Here is a 14,724-nt window from a genome sequence, read left to right as displayed (position 1 = left end):
CCCTTAGGGGGTCTTTGAAGCCGTTTCCAAGGCCCCGGCGGACAAGTTCCCGGCCCAGCGGCAAGCTGCCGGGGCAATGGCCATACGTATGTAACCGTTGATTCCGGGCTTCGGGGGGCGCGCCGTCCGCCACTCCTTTCGCGTCGAAGGGAGGCTGCGTAACGCGAAGAGTGCGAAAACCTCTTTCCTGAGGGCCGCAAACCGGCCTTCAGGAAACGGGTTTTCTCCCGTTTCTGGCCCGCCGCCAATTGGCGGCGGGTGAAAAGACAAGAAGCCGCCGACAGGCGGCGGGCAACAAGACAGGGCCGCCAAGGTGGCCCGAGATGCAAGGCGAGCCGCGGCGAGGCTCGTCCCGAGAATTGAGCTAAGGAGCGACGATGGCCCAGACCCAGACTTTCAATGGCCGCAGACGCGTACGCAAGTTTTTCGGAAAGATCCCGGAAGTTGCGGAGATGCCGAACCTGATCGAGGTTCAGAAGGCATCCTATGACCAGTTCCTGATGGTGGAGGAGCCCAAGGGTGGGCGTCCTGACGAGGGACTGCAAGCAGTTTTCAAGTCGGTCTTCCCAATTTCCGATTTTTCCGGCTCCTCGATGCTGGAATTCGTGAAGTATGAGTTCGAGGGACCGAAATTCGACGTTGACGAATGCCGGCAGCGCGACCTGACCTATGCGGCGCCGCTCAAGGTGACGCTGCGCCTCATCGTGTTCGATATCGACGAGGATACCGGCGCCAAGTCGATCAAGGACATCAAGGAGCAGGACGTCTACATGGGCGACATGCCGCTCATGACCTTGAACGGCACCTTCATCGTCAACGGCACCGAGCGCGTCATCGTCTCGCAGATGCACCGTTCGCCAGGCGTCTTCTTCGACCATGACAAGGGCAAGTCGCACTCGTCCGGCAAGCTTCTGTTTGCCGCGCGCGTCATTCCCTATCGCGGTTCGTGGCTCGACATCGAGTTCGATAGCAAGGACGTCGTGCATGCCCGCATCGATCGCCGCCGCAAGATTCCGGTGACGTCGCTGCTGATGGCGCTCGGCATGGACGGCGAAGAGATCCTGTCGACCTTCTACAACAAGATCACCTACAAGCGCGCCGGCGACCATTGGCGCATCCCGTTCAACGTCGAGCGTTTCCGCGGCCTCAAGGCCGTTGGTGACCTGGTCGACGCCGACACCGGCGAAGTCGTCGTCGAGGCCGGCAAGAAGATCACCGCCCGCCAGGCCAGGGCACTTGGCGAAAAGGGTCTCAAGGCGATCAAGGCGACCGACGAGGATCTGCTCGGCAACTACCTTGCCGAGGATATTGTCAACTACGCGACCGGCGAGATCTTCCTCGAAGCCGGTGACGAGATCGACGAAAAGACGCTGAAAGTGCTGCTTGGCACCGGTGACGATGAGATCAAGGTCCTCGACATCGACCACGTCAACGTCGGCGCCTACATCCGCAACACGCTCAACGTCGACAAGAACGAGAGCCGCCAGGACGCACTGTTCGACATCTATCGCGTCATGCGCCCCGGCGAGCCGCCGACGCTCGAGACCGCCGAAGCCATGTTCAACTCGCTGTTCTTCGACAGCGAGCGCTATGATCTTTCGGCCGTCGGCCGCGTCAAGATGAACATGCGCCTCGAGCTCAAGGCCGAGGACACCGTGCGCGTGCTGCGCAAGGACGACATCCTGGCCGTGGTCAAGACGCTGGTCGAACTGCGCGACGGCAAGGGCGAGATCGACGACATCGACAATCTCGGCAATCGCCGCGTGCGCTCGGTCGGCGAGCTGATGGAGAACCAGTACCGCGTCGGCCTGCTGCGCATGGAGCGCGCGATCAAGGAACGCATGTCCTCGATCGAGATCGACACGGTGATGCCGCAGGACCTGATCAACGCCAAGCCGGCGGCTGCCGCCGTGCGCGAGTTCTTCGGTTCCTCGCAGCTGTCGCAGTTTATGGATCAGACCAACCCGCTTTCGGAGATCACCCACAAGCGCCGTCTTTCGGCGCTTGGACCGGGCGGTCTGACCCGCGAGCGTGCCGGTTTCGAAGTGCGCGACGTGCACCCGACGCATTACGGCCGCATCTGCCCGATCGAGACGCCGGAAGGCCCGAACATCGGCCTGATCAACTCGCTTGCGACCTTCGCGCGCGTCAACAAATACGGCTTCATCGAGAGCCCGTACCGCAAGATCGTCAACGGCAAGCTGACCAATGAGGTCGTTTACCTCTCGGCTATGGAAGAGGCCAAGCACCACGTCGCGCAGGCCAATGCCGAGCTCGACAAGAATGGTCATTTCGTCGACGAATTCGTCATTTGCCGCAACGCCGGCGAAGTGATGATGGCGCCGCGCGAAAACGTTGATCTGATGGATGTGTCGCCGAAGCAGATGGTGTCGGTGGCCGCGGCCCTGATCCCGTTCCTCGAGAACGATGACGCCAACCGTGCGCTGATGGGCTCGAACATGCAGCGTCAGGCCGTGCCGCTGGTGCGCGCCGAAGCGCCGTTCGTCGGCACCGGCATGGAGCCGATCGTCGCCCGTGACTCGGGCGCCGCCATCGGCGCCCGCCGCGGCGGCATCGTCGACCAGGTGGACGCGACGCGTATCGTCATCCGCGCCACGGAAGATCTCGATCCCGGCAAGTCCGGCGTCGACATCTACCGGCTGATGAAGTTCCAGCGTTCGAACCAGAACACCTGCATCAACCAGCGTCCGCTGGTGCGCATGGGCGACCGGGTCAACAAGGGCGACATCATCGCCGACGGCCCGTCGACCGAGCTCGGCGATCTGGCCCTCGGCCGTAACGTGCTGGTCGCGTTCATGCCGTGGAACGGCTACAACTACGAGGATTCCATCCTCCTGTCCGAGCGCATCGTCGCCGACGACGTCTTCACCTCGATCCACATCGAGGAGTTCGAAGTCATGGCCCGCGACACCAAGCTGGGGCCGGAGGAGATCACGCGCGACATTCCCAACGTCTCGGAAGAAGCGCTGAAGAACCTCGATGAGGCCGGCATCGTCTACATCGGTGCGGAAGTGCAGCCGGGCGACATCCTGGTCGGCAAGATCACGCCGAAGGGCGAAAGCCCGATGACGCCGGAAGAAAAGCTGCTGCGCGCCATCTTCGGTGAAAAGGCCTCGGACGTGCGCGACACCTCGATGCGCATGCCTCCGGGAACCTTCGGCACCGTCGTCGAAGTGCGTGTCTTCAACCGCCACGGCGTCGAGAAGGACGAGCGCGCCATGGCGATCGAGCGCGAGGAGATCGAACGCCTCGCCAAGGACCGCGACGACGAGCAGGCGATCCTCGACCGCAACGTCTATTCGCGTCTTTCCGACGTTCTCGTCGGCAAGGAAGCGATTGCCGGGCCGAAGGGCTTCAAGAAGGGCTCGAAGCTGTCGAAGGACACGCTCGACGAGTATCCGCGTTCGCAGTGGTGGCAGTTTGCCGTGGAGAACGAAAAGCTCCAGAGCGAACTGGAAGCCCTGCGTGGCCAGTACGACGATTCCAAGAAGGCGCTCGAGCAGCGCTTCATGGACAAGGTCGAGAAGGTGCAGCGCGGCGACGAAATGCCTCCGGGCGTCATGAAGATGGTCAAGGTCTTCGTGGCCGTGAAGCGCAAGATGCAGCCCGGCGACAAGATGGCCGGCCGGCACGGCAACAAGGGTGTCGTGTCGCGGATCGTTCCGGTCGAGGATATGCCTTTCCTCGAGGACGGCACGCATGCCGACATCGTGCTCAACCCGCTGGGTGTGCCGAGCCGCATGAATGTCGGCCAGATCCTGGAAACGCATCTGGGCTGGGCTTGCGCCGGAATGGGCAGGAAGATCGGCGATCTGATCGACGCGTACAAGACGGCGGGCGACATCAAGCCGCTGCGCAAGACGCTCGAGAGCTTCATGCCTTCCAACGACCGCAACGAGCCGGTCCGCGAATATGACGACGAGAGCATCGTTCGCCTCAGCGAGCAGATGCGCCGCGGCGTCTCCATCGCGACACCGGTGTTCGACGGCGCGCACGAGGCCGACATCAACATCATGCTGGAGCAGGCGGGCCTGCACACCAGCGGTCAGTCGCAGCTCTATGACGGGCGCACCGGCGAGCCGTTCGATCGCAAAGTGACGATGGGCTATATATATATGCTCAAGCTTCACCACCTTGTGGACGACAAGATCCACGCGCGTTCGATCGGGCCGTACTCGCTCGTTACCCAGCAGCCGCTGGGCGGCAAGGCGCAGTTCGGTGGCCAGCGCTTCGGCGAGATGGAGGTCTGGGCGCTCGAAGCATACGGCGCCGCCTACACGCTGCAGGAGATGCTGACGGTGAAGTCGGATGACGTCGCCGGCCGCACCAAGGTCTACGAGGCGATCGTCAGAGGCGACGACACATTCGAGGCCGGCATTCCCGAGAGCTTCAACGTTCTCGTCAAGGAAATGCGGTCTCTCGGCCTCAATGTCGAGCTGGAGAACACCAAGCTCGACGACAACCCGATCCGGCTGCCCGACGCGGCCGAGTAAGCAAGACGTCCGGCCGCGGTCTTCCCGCGACCGGACGCACCAAATTCTCGGCCGATGGCCGATCAAGTCGGCGGGCGTTTGGCCCGCGCTAGATGCAAGGGGTTTTCGAGGACCCCGAAAAGGAGAACGGCATGAACCAAGAGGTCATGAATCTCTTCAATCCCCAGGCGCCTGCGCAGGTGTTCGATTCCATCCGGATCTCGCTTGCCAGCCCTGAGAAGATTCTGTCCTGGTCGTTCGGCGAGATCAAGAAGCCGGAGACCATCAACTACCGCACCTTCAAGCCGGAGCGTGACGGCCTGTTCTGCGCGCGCATTTTTGGCCCGATCAAGGACTATGAGTGCCTGTGCGGCAAGTACAAGCGCATGAAATACAAGGGCGTCATCTGCGAGAAGTGCGGCGTCGAAGTGACGCTGTCGCGCGTCCGCCGCGAGCGCATGGGCCATATCGAGCTGGCGGCACCGGTCGCCCACATCTGGTTCCTGAAGTCGCTGCCGTCGCGCATCGGCACGCTGCTCGACATGACGCTGAAGGACATCGAGCGGGTCCTCTACTTCGAGAACTACATCGTTACCGAACCCGGCCTCACCGCGCTGAAGGAGCACCAGCTGCTCAGCGAGGAAGAGTACATGATGGCCGTCGACGAGTATGGCGAGGATTCGTTCACCGCCATGATCGGCGCCGAGGCGATCCACGACCTGCTGGCCGGCATGGACCTCGAGAAGATCGCCGGCGATCTGCGCTCGGAACTGGCTTCGACCACCCCCGAGCTCAAGCAGAAGAAGTTCCTGAAGCGGCTCAAGGTCGTCGAGAACTTCATGGAGTCCGGCAACCGTCCGGAATGGATGATCATGAAGGTGGTTCCGGTGATCCCGCCGGACCTGCGTCCGCTTGTCCCGCTGGACGGTGGCCGTTTCGCCACGTCGGATCTGAACGACCTCTATCGCCGCGTCATCAACCGCAACAACCGCTTGAAGCGGCTGATCGAGCTGCGCGCGCCCGGCATCATCGTGCGCAATGAAAAGCGCATGCTGCAGGAAGCCGTCGATGCGCTGTTCGACAATGGCCGCCGTGGCCGCGTCATCACCGGCGCCAACAAGCGTCCGCTGAAGTCGCTGTCCGACATGCTGAAGGGCAAGCAGGGCCGGTTCCGCCAGAACCTGCTCGGCAAGCGCGTCGACTATTCCGGCCGCTCGGTCATCGTCACCGGTCCGGAGCTCAAGCTGCACCAGTGCGGCCTGCCGAAGAAGATGGCGCTCGAGCTGTTCAAGCCCTTCATCTACGCCCGTCTCGACGCCAAGGGTTACTCCTCGACCGTCAAGCAGGCGAAGAAGCTGGTCGAGAAGGAGCGTCCGGAGGTCTGGGATATCCTCGACGAGGTCATCCGCGAGCATCCGGTGCTTTTGAACCGCGCACCGACGCTGCACCGCCTCGGTATCCAGGCGTTCGAGCCGATCCTGATCGAAGGCAAGGCGATCCAGCTTCACCCGCTGGTCTGCACGGCCTTCAACGCCGACTTCGACGGCGACCAGATGGCGGTCCACGTGCCGCTGTCGCTGGAAGCGCAGCTCGAAGCCCGCGTGCTGATGATGTCGACCAACAACATCCTGCACCCGGCTTCCGGTGCGCCGATCATCGTGCCGTCGCAGGACATGGTTCTCGGTCTCTACTATCTCTCGATCGTCAACCAGAACGAGCCGGGCGAGGGCATGGTGTTTGCCGACATGGGCGAACTCCAGCACGCGCTCGAGACCAAGGCGGTGACGCTGCATGCCAAGATCAAGGGGCGCTTCCGCACGGTCGACGCCGACGGCAAGGTCGTGTCGAAGATCTACGACACCACGCCTGGCCGCATGATCATCGGCGAGCTGCTGCCGAAGAATCACAACGTGCCCTACGAGACCGCCAACCAGGAGATGACCAAGAAGAACATCTCCAAGATGATCGACACCGTCTACCGCCATTGCGGTCAGAAGGAGACGGTCATTTTCTGCGATCGCATCATGGCTCTCGGCTTCAGCCACGCCTGCCGTGCCGGCATTTCGTTCGGCAAGGACGACATGCTGATCCCGGACGCCAAGATCAAGCTGGTCTCCGACACCGAGGCTTTGGCCAAGGAATACGAGCAGCAGTACAATGACGGCCTGATCACCCAGGGCGAGAAGTACAACAAGGTCGTCGACGCCTGGGCCAAGTGCTCGGAAAAGGTCGCCGACGAAATGATGGCCCGCATCAAGGCGGTCGAGTTCGAGGACAACGGCCGTCAGAAGCCGATGAACTCGATCTACATGATGTCGCACTCCGGTGCGCGCGGCTCGCCCACCCAGATGCGCCAGCTCGCCGGCATGCGCGGCCTGATGGCCAAGCCTAGCGGTGAAATCATCGAGACGCCGATCATCTCGAACTTCAAGGAAGGCCTCACCGTGCTCGAGTACTTCAACTCGACCCACGGCGCCCGCAAGGGGCTGGCCGACACCGCCTTGAAGACGGCGAACTCGGGTTACCTGACGCGTCGTCTTGTCGACGTGGCGCAGGACTGCATCGTCAATTCGCTCGACTGCGGCACCGACAAGGGCCTCACCATGCAGCCGATCGTCGATGCCGGTCAGGTCGTCGCTTCGGTTGGTCAGCGCGTTCTCGGCCGCACCTCGCTCGACGACATCACCCACCCGGTCACCGGCGAGGTTCTGGTCAAGGCCGGAACGCTGATGGACGAGCGTGACGTGGAACTGATCGAAAAGGCCGGCGTGCAGTCGGTTCGCATCCGTTCGGCGCTGACCTGCGAGGTCAGGGTCGGCGTCTGCGCGGTCTGCTACGGACGCGATCTGGCCCGCGGCACTCCCGTCAACCAGGGCGAAGCTGTCGGCGTCATCGCGGCGCAGTCGATCGGCGAGCCGGGCACCCAGCTCACCATGCGTACCTTCCACATGGGCGGCACGGCGCAGGTGGTGGATTCCTCGTTCCTTGAAGCCTCCTATGAGGGCAAGGTCGAGATCCGCAACCGCAACGTGGTGCGCAACTCCGACGGCCAGCTGATGGTCATGGGCCGCAACATGGCGGTGCTGATCCTCGACGAGGCCGGCAAGGAACGCGCCACGCACCGCGTCACCTACGGTTCGCGTATCTTCGTCGACGATGGCGACAAGGTGAAGCGCGGCCAGCGCATTGCCGAGTGGGATCCCTATACCCGCCCGGTCCTCACCGAAATCGAGGGCAGGGTAGCGTTCGAGGATCTGGTCGATGGCATTTCCGTTCAGGAAACCGCCGACGAATCGACCGGCATCACCAAACGCGAGGTCATCGACTGGCGTTCGACGCCACGCGGCAACGACCTCAAGCCGGCGATCGTCGTCCAGGATGCCAAGGGCAAGGTCGGCAAGCTGTCGAAGGGCGGCGACGCCCGCTTCCTGCTCTCGGTCGAGGCCATTCTTTCGGTCGAGCCGGGCGCACAGGTTCGCCCCGGCGACGTGCTGGCGCGTATCCCGATGGAAAGCGCCAAGACCAAGGACATCACCGGCGGTCTGCCGCGTGTGGCCGAACTGTTCGAGGCACGCCGTCCGAAGGATCACGCCATCATCGCCGAGATCGATGGCACGATCCGCTTCGGCCGCGACTACAAGAACAAGCGCCGCATCATCATCGAGCCGCATGACTCGACGCTTGAGCCGGTCGAATACCTGATCCCGAAGGGCAAGCCGTTCCATCTCCAGGACGGCGACGTCATCGAGAAGGGCGACTACATCCTCGACGGCAATCCGGCGCCGCACGACATCCTGGCGATCAAGGGCGTGGAGGCGCTTGCCTCCTACCTCGTCAACGAAATCCAGGAGGTCTACCGACTGCAGGGCGTGTCGATCAACGACAAGCACATCGAGGTGATCGTTCGCCAGATGCTGCAGAAGGTCGAGATCACCACGCAGGGCGATTCGACCTACATTCCGGGCGACCACGTCGACGTGATTGAGCTGGAAGAGGTCAATGAGCGCCTGGTCGAGGAAGGCAAGAAGCCGGCCGAAGGCCAGCCGGTGCTGCTTGGCATCACCAAGGCCTCGCTGCAGACGCCGTCCTTCATCTCCGCCGCCTCCTTCCAGGAGACGACGAGGGTGCTGACCGAAGCTGCGGTTGCGGGCAAGACCGACATGCTGCAGGGGCTGAAGGAAAACGTCATCGTCGGCCGGCTGATCCCGGCCGGTACCGGCGGTACGATGAGCCAGATCCGGCGCATCGCCACCTCGCGCGACGAGTTGATCATCGACGAGCGCCGCAAGGCGTCCGGCGTCGAGGTCGCCGAGCCGATGCTGACCGACATGGTTAACGCGGCGCAGTAAGCGCGCAAGCAAGAGAAGATAGAAAAGGGGCCTAAGTGGCCCCTTTTCGCATTTTTGGTTCCTCAATCGGATCGGAGAAGAAACGATGAGCAGGAAGATTTGGGCTTCTGTCGACGACTACATTGTCGAAGCTCTTTTCGAGGCGGATCCCGCTCTTGATGCCGTTCTGGCGGCCAACCATGATCAGGGCCTGCCGCCTATCGACGTTTCCCCGGCACAAGGCAAGCTGCTCTCACTTCTTGCGCGAATGCAGGGAGCAAAGAAGGTACTCGAAATCGGCACATTGGGCGGCTACTCAACAATCTGGATGGCGCGAGCATTGCCGATGGACGGCAAGGTCGTGACGCTCGAGCTTGATCCGCACCACGCCAGTGTCGCGCGGTCGAACTTTGAACGGGCAGGGGTGTCTGACCGTGTGGAACTGCGGGTCGGACCGGCGCTTCAATCGCTTGCGGCCTTAGGCGCCGAGAATGCCGGGCCGTTCGACTTTATCTTCATCGACGCCGACAAGCCGAACAACCCGCACTATCTGTCCTGGGCCATGCGTCTTTCGAGGCCGGGGACCGTCATCGTCTGCGACAATGTCATCCGTGACGGCGCGGTGGTGAATGAAGATGGTCGCGACGCCAATGTCGAAGGGGCACGCGCGGCGTTCTCGTTCATCGGCAGCGACAAGCGTCTGGAAGGCACCGCGATCCAGACTGTTGGCGCCAAGGGCTATGACGGCTTTGCAATAGCGATCGTCAATTGATTTTGTGCGGTGCGCCGACCAGACCTGCGATCCGGCCGGCGCCCACTCGTCAATCGAAAAAAGCTTCCACCACATTGCGCTTGCCCAGCATGAAGGCGTCGGCGACGTGCTGCAGGGGCGCGAGATCGACGTCGGAGGTGCCGGCGCGCACGATCTCGGCGAAGCGCTTGTAGAGCATCGGATATTCGGCTTCCGGCTCCTCGTGAACGACGCGGCCATCGATGGCGAGCTTTGAGCCGCCGCCAGAAAGCACCATCGATCCGGCCTCGGTATCGGCCAGGATGTCCCAGCTTTGCGGGCCGGTCTGACGCCAGTCGAGTTCCATCGTCACCGGCAGACCGTTCGAAGTGCGGAAAGCGATATGGGCGGCGATCGGGGCCGCGCGGTTTTCGGGGAAATCGAGTTCTGCCGAGCTGATAAACATCGGCGGCAGGATGTGGGTAGCGATCGACAGCCCGTTGATGCCGGGATCGAAGACGCCAAAACCGCCGGGAGCCCAGATCCACTCCTGGTTCGGATGCCAGCGGCGCACGTCTTCCTTCCAGTTGATAGCGGCCGACCTGATAGTTGTCGATCCAAGGAATGCGCGCGCAGCTTCGACAGCTGGCGCATAGCGCGAGTGCCAGCTGGCGAACAGGCAGACGCCGTTCGCTGTCGCCAGCGTCTTCAGGTCTTCGACCTCGCTGACCGTGGCGCCGGGCGGCTTTTCCAGGAAGACATGCTTTTTCGCCGTGAGCGCCAAGCGCGCGGCGTCGTAACGAAACTGCGGCGGCATGCACAGCGACACCGCCTTGAGCTCTGGCGTTGCGTCGAGCATCGCCTCGATCGTCGGGAAGTTCGGGATGTCCTCCACTTTGCCATGCCGGCTCGCTGCAGCAACCAGGCGATAATCCTGGTCCTTCGCCAGCGCCGGCAGATGCTGGTCACGGACGATCTTCCCCACGCCGACGATGCCGAGCTTGATGGGATTAGAGGACATGGGAGCTCCGCAGGTTGAGTGTGCTTGGTTTTGCCAGAGGTCGCTTCTTAGCAGAGAACTTGTGCCGGGCAAGTCGCCGGGCTTTGTCGCCGGCCCGTGAGATCGACCGCGATTCAGATCTCTTCAGATCGGCACATCGAACGTCACGATCGACACTTCGCCTTCGAGCGCGCCCTGATAGGCGGACAGATGCGGCTCCTCGTCCGGCACGCCGTCCATGTCGCCGATCTGATCGAGCTCGGCCTCGGCATAACCTTCGGCGGCAAGCGATTCGAGAGCGCGGCGCACCGCCGAATCGTCGTCCGGCGCGACCAGCATCACATGCACGCCTTCCGGCTTGCCGCCTTTGCGCTTCCACACCCGGCCGGTAATAATGGTGACCGGGCGCTCCTCATTGTCATTCACGGGTTCGTACCTCCGGGCGAGGGGGTTTGGGCTGCTCATGCCGCCTTTTCGCACGAAGCACGGCCTGGAAACAGCCGCAAGCCGGTCATTTTCTGGCTTCCTCTTGAAAAACGGCGCAAGAAAATTACATGCGCTTTTCGCATGGCTGCCACGCCTCGGGTTCAGCGCAATATTTGCCGCTCCGGGGTTGACGGACAGTGGTCATACGAGTAGAAGCCGCCCAGTCAGAACCGATGTGAGGCTCTTGCTTCCGAAGCGACACGCTTTGGAGTTTGCCTCAAACAGGGTTCGTTTTACGAGCGAAAAGACATTTCCGGCGTGCATGAAGCGGCTTCCGCTTCCTCTGCCATTTGTTCGGGCAAGACCGCGAGGCGCGGTTTGTGGCCCGAATTTGCGTATGGAAATGACGCTTTGAGCGGCCCTGACCGGGCGAGACACGGAATTGAGAGACAAGAGGGTTTAATGCCTACCGTCAACCAGCTGATCCGCAAGCCGCGCATTGCGCCGGTGAAGCGCAACAAGGTCCCGGCCATGCAGCAGAACCCGCAGAAGCGGGGCGTCTGCACGCGCGTCTACACCACGACGCCGAAGAAGCCGAACTCGGCGCTGCGCAAGGTGGCCAAGATCCGCCTGACCAATGGTTTTGAGGTGATCGGTTACATCCCCGGCGAAGGCCACAACCTTCAGGAGCACTCGGTGGTGATGATCCGCGGCGGTCGCGTCAAGGATCTTCCGGGCGTCCGTTACCACATCATCCGCGGCGTGCTCGACACGCAAGGCGTGAAGAACCGCAAGCAGCGCCGTTCGAAATACGGCGCCAAGCGTCCGAAGTGACCGAAGCGTAGCCAAGGTCATTCCGGGCGGCGTCAAGCGACGATCCGGGATCCAGGCCACCGCGTAGAATTGAGGCAGAGAAAAAATGTCCCGTCGTCACAGTGCAGAAAAGCGTGAGATCAATCCGGACCCGAAGTTCGGCGATCTGATCGTCACCAAGTTCATGAACGCCGTCATGTATGACGGCAAGAAGTCGGTTGCCGAGACCATCGTCTACGGCGCGCTCGACCAGGTTCAGTCCAAGACCAAGCAGGAGCCGGTCACCGTCTTCCATCAGGCGCTCGACAATGTCGCGCCGCATGTGGAAGTGCGTTCGCGCCGCGTCGGCGGCGCCACCTACCAGGTTCCGGTCGACGTGCGCCCCGAGCGCCGTCAGGCATTGGCCATCCGCTGGCTGATCGCCGCCGCCCGCAACCGCAACGAGACCACTATGGTCGACCGCCTCTCCGGCGAGCTGATGGATGCGGCCAACAACCGCGGCACCGCCGTCAAGAAGCGTGAAGACACCCACAAGATGGCAGAAGCCAACCGCGCTTTCGCGCACTACCGCTGGTAAAGCGCGAACGAGACTGAAGAGGCACCTCCCATGGCCCGCGAATATAAAATCGAAGACTACCGCAATTTCGGTATCATGGCGCATATCGACGCCGGCAAGACGACGACCACCGAGCGCGTCCTCTATTACACGGGCAAGTCGCACAAGATCGGGGAAGTCCACGACGGCGCTGCCACCATGGATTGGATGGAGCAGGAGCAGGAGCGCGGCATTACCATCACGTCCGCCGCGACCACGACCTTCTGGAAGGGTCGCGACGGCAAGATGCACCGCTTCAACATCATCGACACCCCCGGCCACGTCGACTTCACCATTGAGGTCGAGCGTTCGCTGCGCGTGCTTGACGGCGCCATCGCGCTGCTCGACGCCAATGCCGGTGTCGAGCCGCAGACGGAAACCGTCTGGCGTCAGGCTGACAAGTACCGCGTGCCGCGCATGATCTTCTGCAACAAGATGGACAAGATCGGCGCCGACTTTTACCGCTCGGTCGAGATGATCGGTTCGCGCCTAGGTGCGCATGCCGTCGTCATGCAGCTGCCGATCGGCGCCGAGACCGAGTTCAAGGGTGTCGTCGACCTCGTCGAGATGAACGCGCTGGTCTGGCGCGACGAGACGCTGGGCGCTGCCTGGGACATCGTCGAGATCCCTGCCGACCTCAAGGCTCGTGCCGAAGAATACCGCGAGAAGATGATCGAGGCCGCCGTCGAAATGGACGAGACGGCGCTCGAGAATTACCTCGAAGGCAAGATGCCGAGCAACGACGAGATCCGTGCGCTCATCCGCAAGGGCACGATCGCGGTGAAGTTCTATCCGATGTTCTGCGGCTCGGCCTTCAAGAACAAGGGCGTGCAGCCGCTGCTCGACGCCGTCGTCGAATATCTGCCGTCGCCGGCCGATGTCCCGGCCATCAAGGGCGTCGACGCCAAGACCGACGCCGAGATCGAGCGTCATGCAGACGACAACGAGCCGCTGTCGATGCTTGCCTTCAAGATCATGAACGACCCGTTCGTCGGTTCGCTCACCTTTGCCCGCATCTATTCGGGCAAGCTCACCAAGGGCATCTCGGTCGACAACACCGTGAAGGGCAAGAAAGAGCGCATCGGCCGCATGTTGCAGATGCATGCGAATTCGCGCGCCGACGTGGAAGAGGCGTTTGCCGGCGACATCGTCGCCCTCGCTGGTCTCAAGGACACCACCACCGGCGACACGCTCAGTGATCCGCTGCATCCGGTCATCCTCGAGCGCATGGAATTCCCCGATCCGGTCATCCAGATCGCCATCGAGCCGAAGACCAAGAACGACCAGGAAAAGATGGGTCTCGCCCTTCACCGCCTGGCCGCCGAGGATCCGTCCTTCCGCGTCAAGACCGACGAGGAATCGGGCCAGACGATCATTTCCGGCATGGGCGAGCTTCACCTCGACATCATCGTCGACCGCATGCGCCGCGAGTTCAAGGTCGACGCCAATGTCGGCGCGCCGCAGGTGGCCTACCGCGAGACGATCACCCGCAAGCACGAGCAGGACTACACGCACAAGAAGCAGACCGGCGGTACCGGCCAGTTCGCCCGCGTCAAGATACTGTTCGAGCCGAATCCGGAAAGCAGCGAATTCGAGTTCGAAACCAAGATCGTCGGCGGCGCTGTGCCGAAGGAATACATCCCCGGTGTCGAAAAGGGCATCAACAGCGTCATGACCTCGGGCCCGTTCGCCGGCTTCCCGATGATCGGCGTCAAGGCGACGCTGATCGATGGCGCCTACCACGACGTGGACTCGTCGGTTCTGGCCTTCGAAATCGCCGGCCGCGCCTGCTTCCGTGAAGCAGCCCCCAAGCTTGGCGTGCAGTTGCTCGAGCCGATCATGAAGGTCGAAGTGGTGACGCCGGAAGATTACGTCGGCAGCGTTATCGGCGACCTGAACGGCCGTCGCGGCCAGATCCAGGGCCAGGAAGCCCGTGGCGTGGCTGTGGTCATCAACGCGATGGTGCCGCTCGCCAACATGTTCAAATACGTGGACAACCTTCGCTCGATGAGCCAGGGCCGCGCGGCCTACACGATGCAGTTCGACCACTACGAGCCGGTCCCGACCGCGGTCGCCCAGGAAGTCCAGAAGAAATACGCGTAACTCGAAACGAGTTGCATCAGTAACTTAATTCAAGGCCCGCACGGGCTGGCAGGAATGGAGAGATCACATGGCAAAAGGTAAATTCGAGCGCACTAAGCCTCATGTGAACATTGGCACGATTGGTCACGTCGACCATGGCAAGACGTCGCTGACGGCGGCGATCACCAAGTATTTTGGCGAATACAAGCGCTACGACCAGATCGATGCGGCGCCCGAAGAGAAGGCGCGCGGCATCA

9 protein-coding genes are annotated in these 14,724 nt (G+C 62.2%); 7 read left to right on the top strand and 2 right to left on the bottom strand.

Annotation, left to right across the window (positions count from 1 at the left end; genetic code table 11):
• Positions 1-377 precede the first annotated feature (377 nt).
• From rpoB to NKI47_RS33490, 3 genes are all read left to right on the top strand, one after another.
• Positions 378-4,514 (top strand): DNA-directed RNA polymerase subunit beta, encoded by a 4,137-nt coding sequence (gene rpoB, locus NKI47_RS33500; RefSeq protein ID WP_023680443.1) that lies wholly within the window; start codon positions 378-380, stop codon positions 4,512-4,514.
• Between the two features lie 131 nt (positions 4,515-4,645).
• The gene (gene rpoC, locus NKI47_RS33495; protein WP_352595812.1) at positions 4,646-8,842 is read left to right on the top strand and encodes a DNA-directed RNA polymerase subunit beta'; all 4,197 of its coding nucleotides are present in this window, start codon (positions 4,646-4,648) and stop codon (positions 8,840-8,842) included.
• 85 nt (positions 8,843-8,927) lie between these two features.
• Positions 8,928-9,593, top strand: a complete 666-nt coding sequence (locus NKI47_RS33490; protein ID WP_023680445.1) for an O-methyltransferase — start codon at positions 8,928-8,930, stop codon at positions 9,591-9,593.
• A 49-nt stretch (positions 9,594-9,642) separates the two neighbouring features.
• Here NKI47_RS33490 and NKI47_RS33485 read toward each other — a convergent pair whose 3' ends face one another.
• Positions 9,643-10,572, bottom strand: a complete 930-nt coding sequence (locus NKI47_RS33485; protein WP_023680446.1) for a Gfo/Idh/MocA family protein — start codon at positions 10,570-10,572, stop codon at positions 9,643-9,645.
• A gap of 123 nt (positions 10,573-10,695) precedes the next feature.
• Positions 10,696-10,977, bottom strand: a complete 282-nt coding sequence (locus NKI47_RS33480) for a transcriptional regulator (protein WP_023680447.1) — start codon at positions 10,975-10,977, stop codon at positions 10,696-10,698.
• A 462-nt stretch (positions 10,978-11,439) separates the two neighbouring features.
• Here NKI47_RS33480 and rpsL point away from each other — a divergent pair, with 462 nt between their 5' ends.
• The 4 genes from rpsL to NKI47_RS33460 form a co-directional block, all read left to right on the top strand.
• The gene (rpsL, locus tag NKI47_RS33475; RefSeq protein ID WP_006333356.1) at positions 11,440-11,811 is read left to right on the top strand and encodes a 30S ribosomal protein S12; all 372 of its coding nucleotides are present in this window, start codon (positions 11,440-11,442) and stop codon (positions 11,809-11,811) included.
• An 85-nt stretch (positions 11,812-11,896) separates the two neighbouring features.
• Positions 11,897-12,367 carry a 30S ribosomal protein S7 gene (gene rpsG, locus NKI47_RS33470; protein ID WP_008875664.1) on the top strand — a complete coding sequence of 157 codons (471 nt, stop codon included), beginning with the start codon at positions 11,897-11,899 and terminating at the stop codon, positions 12,365-12,367.
• Positions 12,368-12,397: 30 nt separating this feature from the next.
• Positions 12,398-14,488: an elongation factor G gene (gene fusA, locus NKI47_RS33465; RefSeq protein WP_352595810.1), complete on the top strand. Its 2,091-nt coding sequence runs from the start codon at positions 12,398-12,400 to the stop codon at positions 14,486-14,488.
• Between the two features lie 67 nt (positions 14,489-14,555).
• Positions 14,556-14,724: GTP-binding protein (locus NKI47_RS33460; RefSeq protein WP_352541456.1), on the top strand; the 169-nt coding region annotated here is incomplete at its 3' end.

It is taken from the genome of Mesorhizobium sp. M0633, assembly GCF_040320645.1.
In the GTDB taxonomy this organism is placed as follows: Bacteria; Pseudomonadota; Alphaproteobacteria; order Rhizobiales; family Rhizobiaceae; genus Mesorhizobium.
Note: the sequence above shows the minus strand (reverse complement) of the source record. Positions and strands in the feature narration are given on the sequence as shown.